This is a genomic window from Hymenobacter tibetensis (assembly GCF_022827545.1).
Classification (GTDB): Bacteria; Bacteroidota; Bacteroidia; order Cytophagales; family Hymenobacteraceae; genus Hymenobacter; species Hymenobacter tibetensis.
Window position 1 is genome coordinate 4,862,511 of record NZ_CP094669.1, and the last position, 21,941, is coordinate 4,884,451.

Annotated in this window: 21 protein-coding genes and 1 riboswitch; of the genes, 10 read left to right on the plus strand and 11 right to left on the minus strand. The window is 53.8% G+C overall.

The features are described 5' to 3' along the window. The first annotated feature begins 58 nt into the window (after positions 1 to 58). The 3 genes from MTX78_RS19580 to frr all read left to right on the plus strand — a co-directional run bounded on the left by MTX78_RS19580 (position 59) and on the right by frr (position 2,072). The gene (locus MTX78_RS19580) at positions 59 to 562 is read left to right on the plus strand and encodes a biotin/lipoyl-containing protein (protein WP_243797602.1); all 504 of its coding nucleotides are present in this window, start codon (positions 59 to 61) and stop codon (positions 560 to 562) included. A gap of 70 nt (positions 563 to 632) precedes the next feature. Further along, complete coding sequence (gene pyrH / locus MTX78_RS19585; RefSeq protein WP_243797604.1) at positions 633 to 1,421, plus strand: UMP kinase; 789 nt, start codon at positions 633 to 635, stop codon at positions 1,419 to 1,421. Positions 1,422 to 1,508: 87 nt separating this feature from the next. Continuing rightward, positions 1,509 to 2,072 carry a ribosome recycling factor gene (frr, locus tag MTX78_RS19590; RefSeq protein ID WP_243797605.1) on the plus strand — a complete coding sequence of 188 codons (564 nt, stop codon included), beginning with the start codon at positions 1,509 to 1,511 and terminating at the stop codon, positions 2,070 to 2,072. Between the two features lie 72 nt (positions 2,073 to 2,144). Here the strand turns inward: frr and nadD are convergent, their stop codons facing one another. The 7 genes from nadD to MTX78_RS19625 all read right to left on the minus strand — a co-directional run bounded on the left by nadD (position 2,145) and on the right by MTX78_RS19625 (position 7,564). Continuing rightward, positions 2,145 to 2,741 carry a nicotinate (nicotinamide) nucleotide adenylyltransferase gene (nadD, locus tag MTX78_RS19595; RefSeq protein WP_243797607.1) on the minus strand — a complete coding sequence of 199 codons (597 nt, stop codon included), beginning with the start codon at positions 2,739 to 2,741 and terminating at the stop codon, positions 2,145 to 2,147. Further along, positions 2,738 to 3,322 (minus strand): guanylate kinase, encoded by a 585-nt coding sequence (gene gmk, locus MTX78_RS19600; protein WP_243797608.1) that lies wholly within the window; start codon positions 3,320 to 3,322, stop codon positions 2,738 to 2,740. Before gmk ends, nadD begins: the two co-directional genes overlap by 4 nt. Before the next feature lie 9 nt (positions 3,323 to 3,331). Beyond that, a complete protein-coding gene (locus tag MTX78_RS19605) occupies positions 3,332 to 3,625 on the minus strand; it encodes a hypothetical protein (protein WP_243797610.1) in 294 nt (97 codons plus the stop codon). Positions 3,626 to 3,641: 16 nt separating this feature from the next. Next, positions 3,642 to 4,292 (minus strand): sigma-70 family RNA polymerase sigma factor, encoded by a 651-nt coding sequence (locus tag MTX78_RS19610; protein ID WP_243797611.1) that lies wholly within the window; start codon positions 4,290 to 4,292, stop codon positions 3,642 to 3,644. A gap of 71 nt (positions 4,293 to 4,363) precedes the next feature. Further along, a complete protein-coding gene (locus tag MTX78_RS19615; RefSeq protein WP_243797613.1) occupies positions 4,364 to 5,650 on the minus strand; it encodes an O-antigen ligase family protein in 1,287 nt (428 codons plus the stop codon). A gap of 22 nt (positions 5,651 to 5,672) precedes the next feature. Beyond that, positions 5,673 to 6,716, minus strand: a complete 1,044-nt coding sequence (locus MTX78_RS19620; RefSeq protein WP_243797614.1) for a glycosyltransferase family 9 protein — start codon at positions 6,714 to 6,716, stop codon at positions 5,673 to 5,675. A gap of 77 nt (positions 6,717 to 6,793) precedes the next feature. After that, positions 6,794 to 7,564: a glycosyltransferase family 2 protein gene (locus tag MTX78_RS19625; protein WP_243797616.1), complete on the minus strand. Its 771-nt coding sequence runs from the start codon at positions 7,562 to 7,564 to the stop codon at positions 6,794 to 6,796. Positions 7,565 to 7,822: 258 nt separating this feature from the next. On the opposite strand from MTX78_RS19625, the gene MTX78_RS19630 reads away from it, so the two are divergent. Further along, a complete protein-coding gene (locus MTX78_RS19630) occupies positions 7,823 to 8,695 on the plus strand; it encodes an SDR family oxidoreductase (protein ID WP_243797618.1) in 873 nt (290 codons plus the stop codon). 599 nt (positions 8,696 to 9,294) lie between these two features. On the opposite strand, the gene ahcY is transcribed toward MTX78_RS19630, so the two are convergent. Next, complete coding sequence (ahcY, locus tag MTX78_RS19635) at positions 9,295 to 10,614, minus strand: adenosylhomocysteinase (RefSeq protein ID WP_243797620.1); 1,320 nt, start codon at positions 10,612 to 10,614, stop codon at positions 9,295 to 9,297. Between the two features lie 116 nt (positions 10,615 to 10,730). Beyond that, positions 10,731 to 11,483 carry a DUF4397 domain-containing protein gene (locus tag MTX78_RS19640; protein WP_243797621.1) on the minus strand — a complete coding sequence of 251 codons (753 nt, stop codon included), beginning with the start codon at positions 11,481 to 11,483 and terminating at the stop codon, positions 10,731 to 10,733. A gap of 197 nt (positions 11,484 to 11,680) precedes the next feature. On the opposite strand from MTX78_RS19640, the gene MTX78_RS19645 reads away from it, so the two are divergent. Then, positions 11,681 to 12,250, plus strand: coding sequence for a hypothetical protein (locus MTX78_RS19645; RefSeq protein ID WP_243797623.1), 570 nt, complete (start codon positions 11,681 to 11,683; stop codon positions 12,248 to 12,250). Between the two features lie 203 nt (positions 12,251 to 12,453). Beyond that, positions 12,454 to 13,641 carry a class I SAM-dependent methyltransferase gene (locus tag MTX78_RS19650; RefSeq protein ID WP_243797625.1) on the plus strand — a complete coding sequence of 396 codons (1,188 nt, stop codon included), beginning with the start codon at positions 12,454 to 12,456 and terminating at the stop codon, positions 13,639 to 13,641. Between the two features lie 60 nt (positions 13,642 to 13,701). Here the strand turns inward: MTX78_RS19650 and MTX78_RS19655 are convergent, their stop codons facing one another. Then, positions 13,702 to 14,301, minus strand: a complete 600-nt coding sequence (locus MTX78_RS19655) for a DNA-3-methyladenine glycosylase (RefSeq protein WP_243797627.1) — start codon at positions 14,299 to 14,301, stop codon at positions 13,702 to 13,704. A 167-nt stretch (positions 14,302 to 14,468) separates the two neighbouring features. Further along, positions 14,469 to 14,699: riboswitch (cobalamin riboswitch) on the plus strand. A gap of 160 nt (positions 14,700 to 14,859) precedes the next feature. Between MTX78_RS19655 and MTX78_RS19660 the strand changes: the two genes are divergently transcribed. Both MTX78_RS19660 and MTX78_RS19665 read left to right on the plus strand, forming a co-directional pair. Next, positions 14,860 to 16,827 (plus strand): TonB-dependent receptor plug domain-containing protein, encoded by a 1,968-nt coding sequence (locus tag MTX78_RS19660; RefSeq protein ID WP_243797628.1) that lies wholly within the window; start codon positions 14,860 to 14,862, stop codon positions 16,825 to 16,827. Positions 16,828 to 16,859: 32 nt separating this feature from the next. After that, positions 16,860 to 17,951: a YncE family protein gene (locus MTX78_RS19665; RefSeq protein WP_243797630.1), complete on the plus strand. Its 1,092-nt coding sequence runs from the start codon at positions 16,860 to 16,862 to the stop codon at positions 17,949 to 17,951. Between the two features lie 131 nt (positions 17,952 to 18,082). On the opposite strand, the gene MTX78_RS19670 is transcribed toward MTX78_RS19665, so the two are convergent. Next, positions 18,083 to 18,364 (minus strand): hypothetical protein, encoded by a 282-nt coding sequence (locus MTX78_RS19670; RefSeq protein WP_243797631.1) that lies wholly within the window; start codon positions 18,362 to 18,364, stop codon positions 18,083 to 18,085. 501 nt (positions 18,365 to 18,865) lie between these two features. Here MTX78_RS19670 and MTX78_RS19675 point away from each other — a divergent pair. Further along, entirely contained in the window at positions 18,866 to 19,438 is a 573-nt protein-coding gene (locus MTX78_RS19675) for an AraC family transcriptional regulator (RefSeq protein WP_243797633.1), read from the plus strand. Positions 19,439 to 19,606: 168 nt separating this feature from the next. Beyond that, positions 19,607 to 21,937, plus strand: coding sequence for a B12-binding domain-containing radical SAM protein (locus tag MTX78_RS19680; protein WP_243797634.1), 2,331 nt, complete (start codon positions 19,607 to 19,609; stop codon positions 21,935 to 21,937). The last annotated feature ends 4 nt before the right edge of the window (positions 21,938 to 21,941 follow it).

Consider the following 21,941-nt stretch of genomic DNA (forward strand, 5'->3'; position numbering starts at 1 on the left):
TATTTGAGATTTGGGCTATCTTTATGCCCTTTTCCACCCCATGTACACCCTCCCGCCTATGTTACAGGTTAGTACCAATGCCGCTCAAACCTGGAATATAGAATACCAGGCCGGCGGTCCGATAACGGTGAATAACGAGCCGTTTGAGTGGGATATAGTAGTGCTTGGCCCAGGTAGGTTTCACGTAGTACACGAAGGAAAGTCAGCGGCAGCGGAAGTAGTACAGGCTGATTACCTCACTAAAACTTTTCAACTCAAGCTTAACGGGCAGGTCATCGAGATTCAAGTAAAAGACCGGTTTGACCTGTTGCTTGACAAGCTAGGCATGAGTGCTGCTACCGTTGGCAAGGTGAATGAAATGAAAGCACCGATGCCAGGCCTGATTGTAGCCATCCGGGTGGAACCAGGCCAAACAGTACAGAAAGGCGACCCACTGCTCGTGTTGGAGGCTATGAAGATGGAAAACATTCTGAAAGCTCCTGGTGATGGCACTGTAGCAGCTATTAAAGTAGGCTTGCGTGACAACGTTACAAAAGGACAAGTCCTAGTTCAGTTTAGCTGAAGACGCTTAGGCGTGTACCCTCATTCGTAAAGCTTTATTACCCCTGATTTTTCACTAAACCTCCCTTGTTTTGAAATACAAAAGAATCCTGCTAAAGCTGAGCGGCGAGGCTCTGATGGGCCAGCAGCAATACGGTATTGATGCTGTACGGCTTATGCAATACGCCGAGGAAATTAAATCAGCGGCCGCAACAGGTACGCAGGTAGCTGTCGTGATTGGGGGTGGTAATATTTTTCGGGGCGTACAAGCAGCTGCGCTAGGATTGGATCGAGTGCAAGGCGACTACATGGGCATGCTGGCTACGGTCATCAACTCCATGGCGCTGCAAAGCGCCTTGGAAAAGCTGGAGGTAAGCACTCGTCTGCTGTCGGGGCTGACCATTCAGCGGGTGTGTGAGCCGTATATCAGACGGCGTGCTGTCCGTCATTTGGAGAAGGGCCGCGTCGTGATTTTCGGTGCTGGCATTGGCTCACCATACTTCACTACCGACTCGGCCGCCTCTTTGCGCGCTATCGAAATTGAAGCCGACGTTGTGCTGAAAGGCACTCGCGTGGATGGTATCTACACTGCCGATCCTGAGAAGGATCCTTCTGCTGTTCGTTACCCCGAAATTACTTTCGAGGAAGTAATGGAGAAGAACCTGAACGTGATGGATATGACCGCTTTCACGCTGTGCAAGGAAAACAACCTGCCCATTATTGTCTTCGATATGAACCGAGAGGGCAATCTTCAGAAGTTGATTGATGGAGAAACCGTAGGTACACTCGTAACCATGAGCGGAGGTAATCTGTCGGCTGCAGTTGACCCTAAGCATAGCAGCCTCCAACCCAGTTTGGATACTCCTACTGAGCAAGCATAATTTGGTTGATTGCTGATTGTTGCCATTGCAATGGCTGATCGGCGATTGGCTACTGACAATTGGTAACCAACTAATCAATTTCCCCAAATGGACGAAGAAATTCAGTTTTACCTGAGCGAAGCCGAAGAGTCAATGGGCAAGTCGCTGCAACACACGGGCCTAGAGCTTAGCCGTATCCGGGCAGGCAAGGCGTCGCCGGCCATGCTCGATTCGCTGCGTGTAGACTACTATGGTACCCCAACTCCTATTGCACAGATTGCCAACATATCAACCCCTGATGCTCGCTCTCTGTTGATCAAGCCCTGGGAGAAGAACATGATATCAGAGGTAGCCAAAGCCATCAAGAACAGTGACCTTGGCTTGAACCCAGCTTCAGATGCAGAAGGCGTACGGCTGAACATTCCGCCCATGACGGAGGAACGTCGGCGCGACTTGGTGAAGCAAGTGAAGAATGAAACGGAGAGCGGCAAAGTACGCATTCGGGGCATTCGCAAGGATGTAAATGAGTCTTTGCGCAAACTGCTGAAGGATGGTGCGGCCGAGGATGCTATCAAAGATGCCGAGGCTAAAGTTCAGAAAGCAACCGACAGCTATATCAGCAAGATCGATGACTTGATGAGCAAGAAGGAATCAGAAATTATGACTATCTGATTTGTTCTGCCTCTCAAACAGCAAGGCCCACCAAGTGAACTTGGTGGGCCTTGCTGTTTGATATGAGACTTGCTACTTCTGCCAATATCCTTGAGCCACAATCTGATTCTCTACAGCTTCAGGCACGAGGTAACGAATGGACTTACCAGCTTGGATGCTGTTCCGCACAAACGTGGCAGATATATCGAGCAAAGGCGCTTGCACTAGCTGCACGCGTGAATTATGCGTGTCAGGTGAGGTAACAGACCCAGGTCGTGGGTACACATAAATATCGAACTCTTGCTGAATACGAGCTGAGTCTTTCCAGCCGGCTAAGCCAACTAAATTGTCGCCTCCCATTAAGAGCACAAAGTCCAGTTCCGGATGCTGCCGCTTAAGTACATCAAGGGTTGTAATGGTGAAGTTGGGCTTAGGCAACTGAAACTCCAAGTCAATGGCCCGGAGCAAGTGGTTGCCCGCAATAGCTGCTGCTACCAGCGACAACCGATCTTGTTCTGGCAAAAGCTCCTGATTGACCTTGTAAGGACTTTGAGGCGACACGACTAGCCACACCTCAGTTAAATCGGTGTGCGTGGCCATATACTGGGCCAAGATCAGGTGGCCTGTATGAATCGGGTTAAAGGAACCAAACAATAACCCAACCCGCGTCCGAGCAGCAGTTAAGCTCACAGAACAGCAGAATCAGTTGCAATAAAATCCAGCACCAATTTCTCGGCGGCGGCTATTGCCTCGTTGAGGTCATCGTTGACTACCGTGACATCAAATCTGTCCTCGAAGGTCAGTTCGAAGTTGGCTTTGTAAAGACGAGCTGAAATGCTAGCAGCCGAGTCTGTAGCACGGTGCCGTAGCCTACCCTCTAAGATCTCCAAAGAAGGTGGCTTCACGAAGATAGCCAGTGCCTGGTCCTTGTAGAACTCTTTGATGCTTAGCCCACCTTTTACGTCAACGTCGAGCACAGCATGTTTGCCGCTTTCCCAGATGCGCTCAATTTCAGACTTGAGAGTGCCATAAAAGGCACCCTCGTATACTTCCTCCCATTCTACAAAAGCATCTTCCCGGATTTTCTCCTGGAACTCCTGTACGGAAATGAAGTAATAGTCCTTGCCATTGGCCTCGGCACGTCCCCGACGGTCGCGAGTACAAGCAGAGATGGAAAAGCTTAGCTCTGGAATTCGCTCCAGTAGCCGATGAACTATAGTGGTCTTACCGGCCCCCGAGGGGGCAGAAAATGCGATGATTTTGCCCTGCATCGGGCAAAATTATACCATTTCCGTTTGTAAGCGCGACAAAATAGTTTGCGACAACGAATTAGGAGCGCCCTTATGGCCTACATACGTAGTAAGGAAGCCGATAAAAGCTTGTTGTTTAGTGATGTCCTCAAAGCATGGAGAACAGTCATCGACGTGGCTGACGATATATTCTTCGTCTTCCACAGTAGGCTCATGACCTACTACTAGCTGGTCGAGTATCATATTCACACGTTCACAGTCGGCAGCCTCTGATGAAATGGGCTGCGTGGTAGATTTGGTTTGAGCGGTAGATGTGTTTTCCATGATTGGTTCCTTGTATTTAGTTGGTTGAATCGTCCTCTTCGTCGTCAGTTTCTGATCCTTCAGCGTTTCCACTGTAGCCCATCGACTGCGCATATTTCTCCAACTTGTCCTTCAAAAAATTGCGGGCCCGGTGGAGGCGTGAGCGAACTGTTCCGATAGGGATGTCCAGCACTTTTGCCATCTCCTCGTAAGTGAACCCTTCTAGGTCGCAGAGGATAATGACGGTGCGAAAATCCACGGGCAGTGAGTTTAGTGCGCTAGCCACTTCGTCGCCGATGAGGTCACGCACGGCTTGCTGCCGCATATCAGACGAGGTACCACCCACGTCACTGTCGGACTCGACGTCTTCCGAATTGTAGTAGCCCTCAATTTCGCTGTAGTCGACTTTGGCGGGTTGCTTACTCTTCTTTCGAAAGTCGTTGATGAACGAGTTTTTCAGGATGCGAAACAGCCATGCTTTGGCGTTGGTTCCCTGTTCGAAGTACTCGAAGAACCGATAGGCCTTCAAATAGGTCTCCTGGACGAGGTCATTGGCGTCGTCCTCGTCGAGTGTGAGACGGAAGGCAAAATTGTACAGAGAGTCGATTACAGGCATGAGTTCCGCCTGGAATCGTCGGTCCTTTTCTTCCTTACTTAACTTCGGAACCCGGTCGGGAGAGTCGCTCATAGAGGCTCAGCAGATAGCGGCGGAGGTTTGAAAACCGCCTTTTAACAAATGTACAGATTATACTATCCCGTTCAAGCAGGCAGTCCAACTGCGCCCCGAGCATCGCGTTCTGCACTTACTACTAAAAAACCGTAGATAAATACAAACATATTGAAGCCGATTTGCAATTGTAGCAGCGAATCAACCAGATTCGCTACACTCATGATGATCAGGAAATGTATGACGTACGGATTTCTACGTAGCACAGGTTGCAAAAAAGGCCCAAACAGGACGATTAACCAAAGTAGCAGCCCAACTACTCCTCCTCCAACAAGATATTCTAGGTACTGGTTGTGTGTCATAGCCCAGTTTTTGGGTTCCATCCCAAAGTCGCGGTAGCTATACTGCGAAAGCATAGCCGCATCTACGTCAGCCATGCCAACGCCTAGAATGGGATGCTCCTGCGCTATCAGTACGGCCGTCTCCCAAGCAGCCAAGCGTTTGGAGGCCGAAAAATCGTTGATATCCTGATTGGTTTGGTAATGGTCGATGTCATAGAAGGTGGTGTCTACTCGCTCCTTCACTGACTCCAGATAGGTATACGCCACGAACGGCAAGCCAACCATAGTGGCCAGCATAACTAGGCCTAACAGAAAGCGCTTTTTCATCACTATCAGGATGAGTGCGTCGCACAAAAACATAACATACATTACCAGCAGACCCGTCCGGTAGGCTAGCACATGCATTACGGCAGCAAGTAGTACTGCACAGACGAGTAACACCCAGCGAACAACTGGCGTCGCAACAGTATGGGAACGCAGCAAGAGCGCAAAGAAAAAAGCCAGCGCAAGCAGAATGCTGAAATGAATGTGAAATATGCCCGTGATGGCGGGCACGTTGTGTCCGATATTAATTAGGCGATTGGCCTCACTAGGGTCGAGCAGATAGCGCCAGAGGGTGCCAATCCCTAGTAGTGTAGCAGTAACCACATAAAACAAGCCGATGCCAAAACGCTGGCGCGAACTTAAAGGAACCGCGACAGCAAATACCAAAGGCACTACTACCAGGGGCAGCTTCCGATATATTTCGTGGCGCCATATATCCAGCTCTACTGTGTAGAGGACACTAGCAGCCAAAAAAACATAAAGTAGTCCTAGGCTTACAACGGTTTTCAACCGCAACCATTGGCTTAGGCTCTCACGCAAGCGTGGCTGTGTGCCAGCAGCCAGCAACCCTACTATTGGGCTAAGGGCAACAAAGGCTCTAGAAGCAAACAGCCCCACAACTGCTGCCACACACGCCAGCAGCAACAGGTATTGAGATAAACGCCCCTCCTGGTAGAGCTGACGCAGAGGAGAGGATACAAGTACTTCGGTCATAAAAGATAACAGGAGCCATAACTTAGCTTGGCAAGTTAGGCATTGGTTGCCACGCAATGATGTGCTGGAATGCAGCTACGGGAGTCAAGGCTTTAATACAGGTACACGCAGCAGGCTGCGCCCGGCAGTCTTGGCAGTCGGGCCGGTTGAACACGTGGTAGGCGGCTCGTGGTCCTAGAGGCGCCCAACGACCAGGGTGCATAGGACGGATCGGAGGATAAAATCCTAAGGTATAACGCCCCAAAGCAGCTGCCAAGTGTAGTGGGCCTGTGCTTCCGGCAGCTATGCCATCCGCTTCATTTAAGAAAGCCAGCAGTTGAGGTAGCGTTAGATGCCCCGTTAAATCGGCAGCTAGGAACGGGCGGTGCTCGATGAGCCACTCCCGAAGTTCTTCCCCTTCGGCGGCAGTTCCCGTCACAAACACACGGTGCCCAGCCGCATGCAACAACCGGGCTAATGTTCCGAAGTGTGCTAGCCCCCACTCACGGGCGCTGCCTCGGCTGCGCGGATGCACCACTACATTGAGCTGCGTTGCCGTCCGCTGGCTGAGCAACTGCTGCCACTCTGCTGCCAACGGCTCGGTGGCTTGCAGTCGAACAAGTGTAGCTACTTCAGGCAATGCCATCGGGGTAGCAGCTGCATGGAGTGGAGCAAGTAACTGCAGATTGAGCTGTGCCTCGTGCAGCAGAGAGTTTCGGCGGCTTAGCGCAACCAAGCGGTTGCAGGTGAACCAGTGAAATAGCCGGTTGCGCGTACCTATACGAACCGAAATTCCCGCTTTAAGGGCCAGGCGAGCGAGTAATTTATTGGGGAATACGTGCAGAATAACTTCGGCCTGTTGTGCTCGAAGTACTTTTAGTTGCTCGGTTTCGGGGAGGCCAGCCAGATGATCGAAATTCAGAAACCCATCTACCCACGGGCATGCCTCCGCTACCGCCTGAGTGTAAGTTCGGCCTATTACTATCACTCGGCACCCCGGAAATAGCTGCTTGAGTTGCCCACATACTGGTAGCGTGAGCACCACATCACCAATAGCATCGGTACGGCTGACGAGGAAAGTGCGCATCAAGGAAAGACAAATGAAAGGCAAACCAGACAACAAGTAAGGCAGCAATTGTGGGCATTACTACTACACATGCTACTTCACGCTGTAGTATCCTTACTTCTGAGCTTGAGCTTGGCAAATTTCAGGAAAACACCCCAAGCAGAAATAACAGCAATACTCAACCCAGCAAACCCATCGAGGAAACCCAGCCGAAAGAAGTAGCCATACATGAACTTCCACCACGGCTTAAGTAGCAGATGAAACAGCGTGACCTTCCACCGGCCACGTAGCCATAGCTCATCGGCGGCAATGCTGGTGAAGCGGTTAAGCTGGCTAACGTGCTCCTCCACGGAATTGTAGGAGTAATGCAGCAAATCCCCTTTCAACTCCCCAGCTACATCCCCCGTCTCCAACTCGAAATGCTCGTGCAATAAGAGGCCTTGCCACTGTCCTAGTCGTCGGTTGTAGAGCCGTAGCTTCCGGTCGGGGTACCAGCCGCCGTGGCGGACCCAGAAACCGCAGTAATTGGTGAGCCGCGCCAGCGTGTAGCCTGCTTGTTGCCAGTCCTGCTTCACCGCCAGTATGCTCTGGCGCAGTTCTTCGGTTAGTACCTCGTCAGCATCGAGTTGCAGCACATAATCATACCGAGCCTGAGAAGTAGCAAAGTTCTTCTGCTGCACGTAGCCTTCGAAAGCATGCTGAATGACGCGCGCTCCTTGCTGCTGAGCTAATTCTACGGTGCGGTCAGTGGAGAAAGAATCCACCACCAACACTTCGTCTGCTATGCCTTGAAGAGCCCCTAGGCACCGGACAATATTTTGCTCTTCATTGAAGGTAATGACGACGACGGACAGAGAAACAGGCAGCATGTGATGCAAATATCCAAGATTTCGGCGGTCCGAGTTACTTCTTGAACCGATGTGGCACCAAACACCACGCCGTATGGATTGGCGCCACCCACATATACAGTTCGGCTAACGCGGATTAGGTACCGGCCACACAGCCAGTCGTCAGTTGCTCGTTGAGCATTAAGCAACCTGCTTATCACTTCAAGGAATATTAAGGTAACTAGCCAGCCTCAACCGTTAGCTTTCGTATATCCAGCTTTATCACCTCAACTTTAACGTATGCCTACTCTGAAAGACAAAATCATTCTTGTGACAGGAGCCACATCCGGCATTGGAGAGGTGACAGCCCGCGAGCTAGCCAAACAAGGAGCACACGTGGTATTACTAGCCCGCAACGCCGAAAAAGCGGAAGCAACCCGGCGTAATATAGTAGCCGCCGCGGGCCACGACTTAGTTGGCGTTCTGCTCTGTGACCTGTCAGACTTAAACCAAGTGCGCAAAGCGGCCGAGACATTCAAACGCATCTACCCACGCCTGGATGTGTTGGTAAACAACGCAGGCCTGCTCTTCGGCACTCCCCGCACAGTGTCAGTTGACGGCTATGAAATGGGAGTAGCTACCAATCATCTTGGCCCTTTCCTGCTTACCAGCTTGCTGTTCGATGAGCTTCGGAAGAGTGAAGATGGCCGCATTATCAACGTAGCCTCAGAAGCCTATCGGTTTGCTAAACCCAACATAGCTGATTTCCAATCGGAGCGCCACTACAACCCACTACGGGTGTATGGCAACACCAAACTCTACAATATCATGTTCACGCAGGAGCTGGCGCGGCAACTACGGGACCGTGGCATCACCAACGTCTCCGTCAATGCTGTACATCCTGGCGCGGTGGCCAGCAATTTCGGCACTAGTTCTAGCGTCTTGCTATCTACTATCACCAAGCTATTCCGGCCCTTCATGCTGTCGGTGGAAGAAGGAGCGGCAACCAGCATCTTTCTGGCCTCCGAACCTACTTGCGCCGAAGTTAGCGGGGGGTATTTCGAGAAGAAGCAAGCCAAACCCGTGAAACACCCATTTAACACTCTCGATAATGCGCAGGCGCTGTGGCACGAAACAGAGCGTCTGGTACAGCGAAACTTCTTTCAGGACTAAGAAAAACTCATCTACTCTATCTCCTCACTACTACTGTGATACTTGCCTGGTCCTTACTCAATTTATCATTACTGCTTCTGGTTCTATATGCCTACTGGAAGGTAGGCCACTTTCTGAGCAAACATGTAGGGAAAGGAGTAGCGCTACTTTTTGTGCTTGGCTTTTTTCCTTCAAGACCAATTCTTCAACCCCTGCCGACACAGATGGAAATATGCTAGCTGTTAAGCCGCAATCCAGTAAACCAACCAACCGATCATCCACTATTCGCACTCCTTTAGGGCGTAGCATCGATATTTCATTTATCATCAACTACCAACTCGACAGCACTAAAGCGACACCAACAGGCTTCTATGCTACTGCTTCAGGGTTTACCCTTGGCCATCGGTGGACACCAGTAGCAGGATACGTAAATCAGGAAGGCGACTCGTTGCAATACCATGCAACTATGAAACATGAGTGGCAGCTACTGAATTTTTACGCGAAAACAGAATTCGAAACTTATTCTGGAAGCGTAAGTAGCAAGCAATAATCACCTTAAAAGCAAAACCCCGCCTGGCACGATGCCAGGCGGGGTTTTGCTTTCTAAAAACGCGTATCGCTTAGTAGCGGTACAGGTCGGATTTGAACGGGCCTTCTACCGAAACTTTGATGTAGTCAGCTTGCTTAGGCGTCAACTCGTCCAACTCAACACCGATTTTGGCGAGGTGCAGGCGAGCTACTTTTTCGTCGAGGTGCTTCGGCAAGGTATACACTTGCTTCTCGTACTTGTCGGCATTCTGCCACAACTCCAACTGGGCCAACGTCTGGTTGGTGAAGGAGTTCGACATTACAAACGAGGGGTGGCCAGTGGCGCAACCAAGGTTCACCAAACGGCCTTCAGCCAGGATGATTACCTCTTTGCCTTCGATGTTGTAGAGGTCAACTTGTGGCTTCACCGTGTCTTTGGTGTGACCATAGTTCTTGTTCAACCACGCCATGTCAATTTCATCGTCGAAGTGACCGATGTTGCAGACAATGGCCTTGTCTTTCAGGCTGCGGAAGTGCTCCTCAGTGAGGATGTCACAGTTGCCAGTAGCCGTCACCACGATGTCCGCTTCTTTCACAGCGTTGGTCAGCTTCTTTACGGCGTAGCCGTCCATGGCAGCTTGCAAGGCGCAGATTGGGTCGATTTCCGTTACAATAACGCGGGCTCCAGCACCAGCCAAGCTAGCAGCGGTACCTTTTCCAACGTCACCGTAGCCGGCCACTACCGCTACTTTGCCAGCCATCATCACGTCGGTAGCCCGACGGATAGCGTCTACTGCCGACTCTTTGCAGCCGTACTTGTTGTCGAATTTCGATTTAGTAACCGAGTCGTTCACGTTGAAGGCAGGGAACTGCAGCGTGCCGTTCTTCACCCGCTCGAACAAGCGCAGTACACCAGTAGTCGTCTCTTCCGAAACGCCTTTGATACCAGCGGCTAGCTCGGGGTACTGGTTCAGCACCATGTTGGTCAGGTCACCACCGTCGTCGAGGATCATGTTCAGGGGCTCGCGCTTCTCGCCGAAGAACAGCGTCTGCTCGATGCACCAGTTGAATTCCTCTTCGTTCATGCCCTTCCAAGCATACACCGGGATACCAGCAGCCGCAATAGCGGAAGCAGCATGGTCCTGGGTGGAGAAGATGTTGCACGACGACCAGGTTACATCAGCACCCAAGGCAATCAGGGTTTCGATGAGAACCGCCGTTTGGATGGTCATGTGCAAGCAGCCAGCGATACGAGCGCCTTTCAGCGGCTTCGATGCACCGAACTCTTCACGTAGCGCCATCAGGCCAGGCATCTCAGCTTCGGCCAAACGGATTTCCTTACGGCCCCACTCTGCGAGGCTCATGTCTTTTACTTTGTACGGAACGTAAGCCGTGGTCTTGGTCTCAACCATGATATAGAAGGTTTTTTGCGAGTCAACTGCAAAGATAGCTAAAATGTTATTTGGGCTTTAACACAAAAAAGCCTGCCCAGTGAGAGGCAGGCTTTTAGCTATGAGCTATTTATGCTTTAGTTGTTCTGAATAATAACTGCTTGTGCTCGCTGAGCGGTAGGAACGGCTGCACCAGCAATACCACGCACAACGACGGTGTAAATTTTACCTGCTTCGAAAGTTTTGGTACCAGTTCCGGAGCCAGAGCCGTCACCCACTACTAATACTTGCGTGCGTGGTGTACCATTGGCCGTGATAGTTAGGTTGAGAGCCACTCCAGCATTTAGCGCCACAAAGCTGGAAGCTGCACCAAAGGCAACATCAGGCGTAACATCTGTACCAGCAGCGCCGGGAAGAGGTGAAGGCAAAGTCAGCCGGACAGGCGAAGGAGCATCAACACCTAGATGTACTACCCGAACTTTGGCTTGACCAGCTGCAGGTGCAGTCAGATCATCTTGAATGGGAAGCAGCCCTGCGCTCCCAACACCATTGGTTGGCGAATACGCAAACACTGTGTAACTCTGGTTTCCATCAATAGTAAGCGCCTGCTCAGTGACTACCTGACTACCGTTGTTGATACGAAACTTAGGAGAACCGGCGTTGACATTTAAGTAATTAGAACTTTGCCCGTAGTTGAGCTGGCCCACTTGTTGGTCGTTTACAAATGCTGTGACCTGTACGTTGGCCGAGGCAGCAGCGTGCGAAATCAGCACTCTTCCTTGCGCGGGGGTAGCTGGGTTATCATCATCGCCACAGCTTGCGAAAGACAATGCAGCAGGAAGGGCGGCGAGTAGGAGAGAACGGCGAAATAAAGTGGAAAAGGTTTTCATCAGTGGGCACTATGGTGAGAGGAAATACGGTATTGCGCTCAGAACGTAAGTGTGGTTCCTTTTGTTGAGCTGCCATTAGAATCTTTTTGTTGCTGAGAGTCTTAGCTTCTTGCCTGAGACTTTATTAAATTTGTACTATGCATTACCTCACCTCGCTCCCCTACCGCGCACACCATCGCTCACTTGTCCTATTTAGTATGGCCACAATGCTGTTCAGCTCCCCGCTGTACGCACAGCAAAGTCCGCCTACGATTCAACTAAGCCCCGAAGATCAGAACCGGGGACTAAATGGACCTCAGAAGAACTTTTATTTCGCCACCAAGACCAACCCTACCGACGACGATTACCAGAACGCTGGCTATTTCGGACAGCGGTTGCGCCCTTACTTAGCGGGCAACACAGAGGCTCTCGATAATTTGAACAGCTACCGTCGTCAGAAGTGGCTGTTTTTGGCGGAACGGGCTGTATTCATAAGCTCAGTGGCTACCTACGGTGCTCAAGTACTGCACGGCGACGGACCTCAGCAGTACTTCAACAACGTTCAAAAAGTAACGATAGGTGTAGCAGCCGCTAGCTTGCTGTCCAACGTATTTATCACGCGCCACACCAACGAGCACTTCGAGCGGGCCGTGAATGCACACAACGCAGGCTTCCCAGCAGCTCATCGTACGGGCGGCATGTTGCGTCGTCTTGCACCAAGCGGTGTTGGCATGGGAGCGGCTCCTACCGGGCAGCCGTTGCTGGCCTTGCGTTGGCAGCTTCGCTAGCACTTGTGGCATAAACGGGCTAGCGTTGTTTGTTGTAATAAACGAAGTTCAGCACGAATTTGTAGGAGAAGGCACTCTTCCCCGCATTGAAAACGTTTACTTCACAGCACATGCTACCACAAGCGCCTTACCTTTGGGCTTGATTGGGGCCGTGGATGAGCACGATGGCCAACCACGCTTTTTTTTGTCCGTAGGAGTAATACATGGAATTTCCGTTGCCCGAGGCGGCTCGTCGTTACGTTGCCAAGCATCTGTACGACGACCCCGCTCAACTGGCCCTGCAAGCCCGCCGTTACCCTAGTCTACCCGTTCCGGAGTTGGTACGCCAGATTCAGGCGCGCCAGAAGGCCCGTCTGAAAGTACCCGCCTGGGCCGACAACCCTGACTTGATTTTTCCACCGACTTTGTCGGTAGAACAAGCTTCTTCGGCCCGTACTGGTACTTTCAAAGCATCGTTGGTTACGGGGCAGCGCCTCGTTGACCTCACAGGTGGCTTCGGGGTGGACGTTTCGTGCTTTGCAGAGCAGATACCAGAAGTGCATTATGTGGAGCGCAACGCGGCCTTGGCCGATGTAGTACGCTTCAACCTGACGCACCTGGGCATCACCAATGTGCAGTTTCACACGGCTGATGCCGTGAACTTCCTGCGCAACACGCCTGATACCTTCGACTGGATCTACCTCGATCCTGCCCGACGTGACACGGCGGCTAAGAAGATATTCCGGCTGCAAGACTGTGAGCCTGATGTGTTGCGCCTCATGCCGCTGCTGTTGCACAAAGGGCGGCGCGTCTTGCTGAAAACTTCGCCTATGCTTGATATAGATCAGGCGGTGTTGGAGTTACGTCAGGTGCGCCGCTTGTGGGTAGTAGCCGTCGATAATGAATGCAAGGAGGTGTTGTACGAACTGGGCCCTGAAGCGGCCGTCGACCCAGAGCGCTACACTGTGAACCTGCTTCGTACGGGTGAGCAGCAGGAGTTTCGCCTGAACAGGGCCCGCGAAGCCCGGGCTATTTCCCGCTATGCTGAGCCGCAGGACTATCTGTATGAGCCCAACGTTGCAGTGCTGAAGGCAGGCGGGTTCCGTAGCATCGGCACGGCGTTCGAGCTACTGAAGCTGCACCAGCATAGCCACCTCTACACTTCCGATACGTTACGGCCTGAGTTTCCAGGCCGTATCTTCCGTATCCGGGCAGTGGAGCGCTATGATGCAGTGGCTATCAAAGTGCATCTCGGCCCCGAGGCTCGCGCCCACGTCACGACGCGTAACTTTCCCGACACCGTAGCCGATTTCCGCCACCGCACTGGTATTCGCGAAGGCGGCGACACGTATCTGTTTGCCACCACCAACTTGGAAGGCAAACTGATGATACTGGTCTGCGAAAAACTGTAGCAAGCGCGGTTGCTGTGGGGCTGCGTAACAAACGCGGCTCAGACAGCAACCGCACTGCTTTTAGCGAGCGGGGCTGGTCCATTTGCTACCCTTAATGCGGAAACGCCACGGCAGCGCGGCATCGTCGCCGGCATAATCTATTCCTACACGGGGGCTGGCTAGTATCAGGTCTTCGGCTACCGGTTCCTGCTGATCTTCCAGCCAAATGGTTGTTCCGGTAAGGTCGGTGCCGTAGTGCTGGGTACTGATGCCAAGTGCTTGAGTGAGCAAGCCAGGACCACCTGTAAGGTTGCGCTTGACCTCTGTTACTCCGCGGCGGAGCAGCATTTCTGGGATGCCCACAGTGGGTTCGATTCCTCGAATCAAGACAGCATCGGCTTTGCCCGCTTCGTTGGTGATAATGTTGAACAAGGCGTAGCGCCCGTACACGAGGTACACATAGGCTACGCCGCCTGGTTCATACATAATCTGGGTGCGGGCAGTGTAGCGCCCCAAATGCGAGTGGCAGGCTTGGTCGTTGATATGGGCGTAGGCTTCTGTTTCCACAATCCGGCCGCCGGTTAGCACTCCGTTGATGTTGGTGTAGACGTATTTGCCTAATAGGTCGTGGGCCACCTGCACGGGGTCAGGGCGGCGGTAAAAGTCAAGCGCAATCTTCATGAATACGACGAACAACTGTGGGTGTCACTGGAGAGCTATGCCTGCACTACGAAGAATGCTGCCTCAGGGCTTCTCAACAGCATTAGGGGCAGGCAAGCAGACCAGCCACCATGAGATGGATACGCACGCTACGGAAAACAAGCAACCGCAAACCAGAAACTCCTCTCTATCTTTGTGGCTGTAAAGGTGGCCGGACTCTGATTGGAGAGCGAGGCTGAAAAGGGAATTCGGTTGAAATCCGGAGCTGTCCCCGCAACTGTACGCTTCACGAGTTTGGCGCGCCTCTGCTGCCACTGTTTCAGCGAAAGCTTTTTCCAAACAACCGGGAAAAGCTGGAGAAATGGGAAGGCGGCGCACCGGAAGCAAGCCAGGAGACCTGCCTTTGCTGTTTTTATGTTCAGCGCTTTCGGAGGAAGAGCGGAGAACGAATGCAGTGGCGGCCTTCAAGTCGCTGATTTTTTTCTGTTTTCGGCCTCGGCTTTGGGGTGGTTGTCTGGTAAGCCAGAGCCACGCTGTAAGTTTTGAACTAAATTTTCCTGACTTGGAGATTTGGTTCCGATGATTGATTTTAGTGGGCAGTTGAAAAGCTCGAAGCTGCTTTGCCGCGGCGGCGCCACCGCGCTACTAGCCGTGCTTGGGCTAGCGAGTGCTCCAGCAAAGGCGCAGCAGGCCTCTACTTCTCCCCTCGACTCCATTCAATCGTTGCCCAACGTGCGGGTACAGGGTATTCACCTAAGCCGCTTTGCGGTTGGCAGCCGCGTCAGCACGCTCGATTCTAGTGCGTTTGCTATAACAGGTAGCACAGTAGCCGACGCCTTAGCAGTTCGCACCCCTCTCTACCTGAAAGAATACGGCCCAGGTCAGTTGGCATCCATTGCCATTCGGGGTACGTCGGCGCAGCATACAGCGGTACTTTGGAACGGCTTCAACATCATGCTGCCCACGTTGGGCCAGAACGACTTTGCCCTCCTACCATTAAGTGGCGTTAGCCAAGTGGCTGTACAGCATGGGCCGGCTGGCGGCACCTACGGCACGGGGGCAGTAGGCGGCACTTTGTTGCTGTCGGCCCCCGCCGTGTGGGGCGCGGGCCCCCGGGTACGGGTGCAGGCTGATGCCGGTAGCTATGGCCTACGCGCTGGCAGTGTAGAGGGCAGCTTCAGCAACCAACGCATAGCGATGCGCACGGCCGCCTCCTACCGCACGGCCGACAACGATTTTCCGTACGAAGTGCGCGAAATAACCGGCTTAACTCGCTACCGCCAACAAAACGCCGCGCAACAGCAGTGGAGTTTCGCGCAGGATGCTACGCTACGGGTAGGACAACAAGGAGAAGTGCAGGCCTCGGTATGGCTCACAGAAGCCAACCGCGAAATTCAACCTTCTATAGGTTCGGCCAATAGCAACGCCACCCAACACGATCAAAGCCGCCGGTTGCTGGCTGGGTACCGGCATGTTTCGGCGCGGCACGAGTCGGGCGTACGGGTGGCGTGGTTTGAAGACGTGCTCGACTACCTGAGCGACGGCGTGGAGAGTTTTTCACAAGTGCGCACAACGCAAGCCCAGGCCGACCATACCGTCAACTTCAAGAGCAAAGCCAGCCTCCGGGGCGGTGTAGAAGCGCAACATTTTGCTGTAGCGCCTGGCCTGTACAGAGGCGCCGTGGATGAAAACCGTTTTGCGGGCTACCTATTATTCCGCTACGACCCCCACCCAGTGCTGCACCTCTCTGCCAACCTGCGCCAGGCTATACTGCCTGGCCGCCAGGTGCCTCTTACGCCTACTGTTGGAGCGGAGTGGGAAGTGTTGCATACAGAACAGCAACAGGTACTAGTGAAGGCCAGTGCTTCGCGCAGCTACCGGGCCCCTACTCTCAATGAGCGGTACTGGCCCCAGGGCGGAAACCCCGATCTGCGACCCGAGAGCGGCTACGGGTATGAAGCCGGACTGCAACACAGCATCAAGCCAACCAAGCAGCTGAAAGTATCGTCGGAACTCACGGCGTTTCAGCAACTGGTAGACGATTGGGTGGAATGGCGCACCGATCCGCGGACCAGCTTCATTTCACCCAACAACCTGCGGCAAGTGCGCGCGCGGGGCCTAGAAGCCAGCAGCCACTTGACATGGCGACAGGGGCAGTACCAGCTTCAGGCCCGGGCTAGTTACGCCCTGACGCAATCAGAGAAGACACGCGGTGCTTCCGATGATTTGGTACCCGTTGGCAGACAGTTGGCATACGTGCCACTACACACGGCTGCCCTCACCACCGACCACAGCTGGCGCCGCTGGCAGGTAGCTACAGCACTCCGATTTACGGGCTACCGCTACGTGTATACGGGCACCCAGTATCTGCCAGCTTATGCCCTGCTGAATGCCACCGTCAGCTACACCCTGCGCCTACAGCAAACCTACGCGTTGACTGTGACCGGACAGGGCTTCAATCTTACCAATACCAGCTACCAAACCTACGAGGCCCGGGCCATGCCGCCGCGTTGGGGGAGCCTGGGGTTGCGCCTGCAATGGCGCTAGCATTGTTTTCACATCTTTCCTACTTCTTTTTCATGTCGACATCCTTCCGCATTTTTCCTTTGTTCACGCGTGCAGTTGCTGTGGGCGCCGGGGCACTGGCCCTTCTGAGCTGTAACCCTGATGACGATAGTCAGTCCACTCCGCTCTATAACTTGAGCAAGGACGGCAGCAACGTACTCGTGCTGAACGAAGGGCAGTTTGGCACGCCAAACGGCGAAATCAGCCTATTTAGCAAGACCACGAAGAAAATTCTGAACAACAACGCTTTCCGCACCATCAACCAGCGCGACATCGGCGACGTGATACAGTCCATGCTGGTTGTGGGCGACCGGGGATACATCGTGGTCAACAACAGCAAGAAGGTGGAGGTAATTGACGTTCGCACCTTCGGCGAAGTAGCTACTGTGGATGGCTTGGATCAGCCCCGCTACGCCGTAGCCGCCGGCCCCGACAAAGTGTATATCAGCGAATGGACATCGGGAACTACTGGCCGGGTAGCCGTGCTAGATACCCGCACCAACAAAGTCAGCAAAACAGTTCCGGTGGGTGGCCGGCCCGAGCAAATGCTGCTGGCCGGTGGCAAGGTCTACGTTCCGAACTCCGACCAGAACACCGTTACGGTAATCAATGCCAGCACCGACGCGGTGGAAAGCACCCTGACCGTGACGGAAGGCCCCAGCGCGTTGGTGCAGGATGCCTCCGGCGCTATTTGGGTGTCGTGCAGCGGAATCACCCGCTATGGTGGGCCTCCAAGCTACGCCGTTATTTCCTCCACCCCCGGCAGCCTAATCAAGCTGAATGCGGCGGCTTCCGCAGCGGCGCTTACCCTGCCATTCACTCGTAGCGGCCCCGCCAACTTGCAGCTCAATGCCGCAGGCACCGAACTCTATTACCGGTACAGTGGTGGAGTGTATCGGATGAGCACCACGGCTAGCACGTTGCCCACCACGCCGATAATCCGACGCAGCTTTTATGGCTTCAACGTTGACCCGCAAGACAATACCATCTACGGGGCAATAGCACCATACACTACCACCGGCAAGTTTATCCGCTACCAAGCCAGCGGTACAGCCATTGACTCTTTCAACGTAGGCTTGCTGCCGAACGGGTTTGTGTTCTACTAAACCGTGTAAAGCAATACCAACAGCATAACGGATGGCTTCAGTAGGCAAGCTGCCGTTCGCACTTCTTTTCAACAACAAAGGCCAGCTCCGTGGAGCTGGCCTTTGTTGTTGGTTCTGGTTTGGCAAAAAAGCTAATCTGCCATACCGTCGTTGTTGCGGTCTTTGCGGTCGGCGGCTTCTTCGTACACTTGGCGGGTGCTAGGAGCGGTGCTGGTGTCGGCCTGCGTGCCGGAGGTAGCAGAGTCGCCAGCGGCGGTGCCAGTCTGCAGGTCGTTGGAGTCGTTGTCTTTGGCACCATCACGCTCCACATTGGTGTCTCCGGTGTCGTTGCCGGTGTTGCAGGAAGTGGTGAAAGACGTGGCGGTGAGCAGGGCGGCAGCAACCAGCAGGCGGGGCAGCAAAGAATATTTCATGGCAGAAAGTAAGTGGAATGGCAGTGTGGCGGGCAAGATAGCCTTCGTCTACTACGGCAAAGCCCGAGCATCGTTACTGCTACGCGTAGCGCAGCCACTCTGACCTGTGGCAGAACCCGGTATATTTGCCGCTCTGTTGTTGATCTATGAGCCGTCCTGTTTCCCCTTCTTTCAACTATCAGCCACTGCTACGAAGAGCTGGTATTCTGGCTGCTGTGAGCCTAGCCCTAGCATTGGCGCTGATAACTTTTTTATTCGGAATTGAAGACGAATTTTTCAGCCGATGGATCAGCGCTTTTTTCGTATTTTTCTGGCTGTTGGCGGTAACATTTTTAGGGGTAGTGCCCTTTGTAACCTGGGTAGCCACTCACTGGTTTGGAAAGAGTTGGACGGGCGCTACGGCTCCGCTCCCTCGCAAAGCCAAACCGGCCTCTCCGGTGGCAACCGTTCGCAAACCTGTGCGTACAGTATCTGGTCGTAATAAATAATAATCCATAACCCGTGAAAACAACACTGCTTCATATCAAGAACATGGTTTGCCCACGCTGCGTGGAAGCCGTCCGCACCGTACTCGAGCAAGCTGGTTACCACCCGACGGAAGTAACGTTGGGCCATGCGCAGCTCGATAAAGACACTCCTGCCGACCCTGCTGCTGTGGCCCCTATCTTGCGTGAAGCTGGTTTTGACGTGCTCATGGGCCGAGCCGAGCAAATGACCGAGCAAATCAAAGGCGCTCTAGCTGAATACCTAGAGCACCTGCGCACGGCCCGGATGCCTCTTACCACGTCGGCTTTCCTTACCGACCGGTTTGCCGCCACGTACTCGCACTTAAGCAAAGTATTTTCGCGCACCGCCAACCTCACCATCGAAAAATACCTGATTCGGTTGAAGATCGAGCAGGTGAAAGAAATGTTGAGCTACGGCGAAATGACCCTCAGCGAAATTGCTGACCAGATGCGCTACAGCAGCGGCCAACACCTAAGCAACCAGTTCCGCCAAGTAACCGGCCGCTCGGTCAGCGAATTCCGCCGCGACATCCTGCCCAAGCGCTTGTCGCTCGACCAACTGGCTTAGTATATACAACGATATAGCAGTAAACCGCCCGGCTCCTTTCAAGGAAGCCGGGCGGTTCTTTTTTATTCGGGGTGTTGTGTACCGTTAGCCACTGGTTGGGAACGTACTGATGCCTAACGACGTTTTGCCGAGCCGTATCTTTGCGGCTCGCTTTGTTGTTGTATTGTCGTGTCCACTCTCCGTATCCTGCTTATTACGCCGCCGCTAACGCAGCTCAACACGCCGTATCCGGCAACGGCCTACCTAAAAGGGTTTCTGAGCGGACGCGGCTACAGCCATGTCAAGCAGGCCGATTTAGGCTTGGAGCTGGTGCTCAAGCTGTTTTCGGAAGATGGACTGCGGCGCGTGTTCGCAGCCATTGAAGCCGGCGGGTTTGAATTGAGCGACAATGCCCGCCGCATGCTGCGGCTACAACGCAGCTACGTGAGCACCATAGCGCCAGTGGTGCGTTTCCTGCAAAACAAGGATACCACGCTGGCCTCCCGCATCTGTCACAGCCGCTTTCTACCCGAAGCCAGCCGCTTTGATAACGTAGCTGATCTGGAGGCTGCCTTCGGTACCATGGGCCTCACCGACCAAGCACGGCACTTGGCTACGCTGTACCTAGAAGACCTTGGCGACTTGATCAAGGAGACGGTAGGACCCCAGTTCGGCTTTTCGCGCTACGCCGAGAAGCTAGCCATGTCGGCTACCACCTTTGATGCCATGCACGAGGCCCTACGGGCTGATCCCAACTTGCTGGACCTGATGCTGCTGGAGCTTCTCGATGAGCTACTAGCCCGCGTGCAGCCCGATGTGGTGGGCTTCACTGTTCCATTTCCCGGCAACCTCTACGGCGCACTACGGCTGGCAGACCGCGTAAAGGCAACCCGCCCTGCCACCAAAACCCTGATGGGTGGTGGCTACCCTAACACAGAGCTACGCCAGATTCAGGAGCCCCGCTTTTTCGACTATATTGACTACCTGACCCTCGATGACGGCGAAGGCCCCTGGCTACGTCTACTGGAATACATCAGCAAGCAACTGCCCGCTGTCAGCCAGCAGGTCAGCGAAAAGACTACACCGGCATACCAGGTAGCCAACAGTCAGCTAGTTGGCTTCTTCACCCAGACAGTAAGCACTATCCCGGATGTAGCATTGGAAAGCGGGCCGTTGACACCCGACAAGCACTACCTCACCTTGCAGCGCACGTTTTTGCGCGATGGCGCGGGGCAGGTGCAGTACATCAACCACCCACACCCCGATATTCCGCACCCGGAAGTGGGCACGCCGGATTATTCTGATTTACCGCTGAGCGAGTATCTGTCGGTGATTGAGGTGCTGAACCCGATGCACCGCCTGTGGAGCGACGGCCGCTGGAACAAGCTAACGGTGGCGCATGGCTGTTATTGGAAGCGCTGTTCGTTTTGCGACGTAACGCTGGACTACATTTCTCGCTACGAAACGGCGCCGGCTACCTTGCTCGTGGACCGCATCGAGCAGATCATAGCCCAAACCGGCCAAACTGGCTTTCACTTCGTGGACGAAGCGGCTCCCCCGCTGGCGCTCCGCGACTTGGCAATTGAGCTGTTGAAGCGCCGAGTTAGCATCACGTGGTGGGGCAATATTCGCTTCGAGAAAACCTTCACTCCCGACTTGTGCCGGCTGCTAGCTGCTTCGGGCTGCATAGCGGTATCGGGTGGTTTGGAGGTGGCTTCGGACAGGCTGCTGGCCCTGATGGAAAAGGGTGTGACCATTGCGCAGGTGGCTCGCGTAACGGATGGATTCACGCAGGCCGGCATTATGGTGCACGCTTATCTGATGTACGGCTTTCCCACCCAAACCGCGCAGGAAACTGTGGACAGCCTGGAGGTGGTGCGGCAGCTCTTTGCGGCGGGTATTGTGCAGAGCGGCTACTGGCACCGCTTCTCGATGACGGCTCACTCACCAGTAGGCAAGAACCCAACGAAATACCAAGTGGTACCGGTTGGCCCTGAGCCCGGCCCCTTCGCTTGGAACGACCTGTGGCACGACGACCCCACCGGCACCGACCACGAGCAGTTTGGGGCTGGCTTGGCCAAAGCACTTTATAACTACCTGCACGGTGTGGCCCTACAAGAGCCCCTCAGCTTCTGGTTTGATTTTCGGGTGCCCAAAACCACGGTTTCGCGTCAGCTTATCCAGCAAGCGCTACAGGAGCCTGCCAAGCCTGATGTGGCCAAACAGAACCAACGGTTGTTTTGGCTGGGCAACGCCCCCGAGCTACGGCAAGAGTCCGGCAAGAAAGGGCCGCGCGCCGTTCTGACCTTCTATGAGCAAGCCGAAGACTTCGAAGTTACTGTGCCGGCGGCTTTGGGTTCCTGGCTTCAGGAAGTACTTGCTACCCTAACGCAGGAGTACGACACCAAGCTTTCACTTAAGGATATAGCCCGCACCTTTCCGGCCGGGCATTCCTTCCAGCAGTTTCTGGAGTCGGCGGCGTGGCAGCTGCTACGGGAGAAAGGCTTGTTGGTGCTTTAAACGC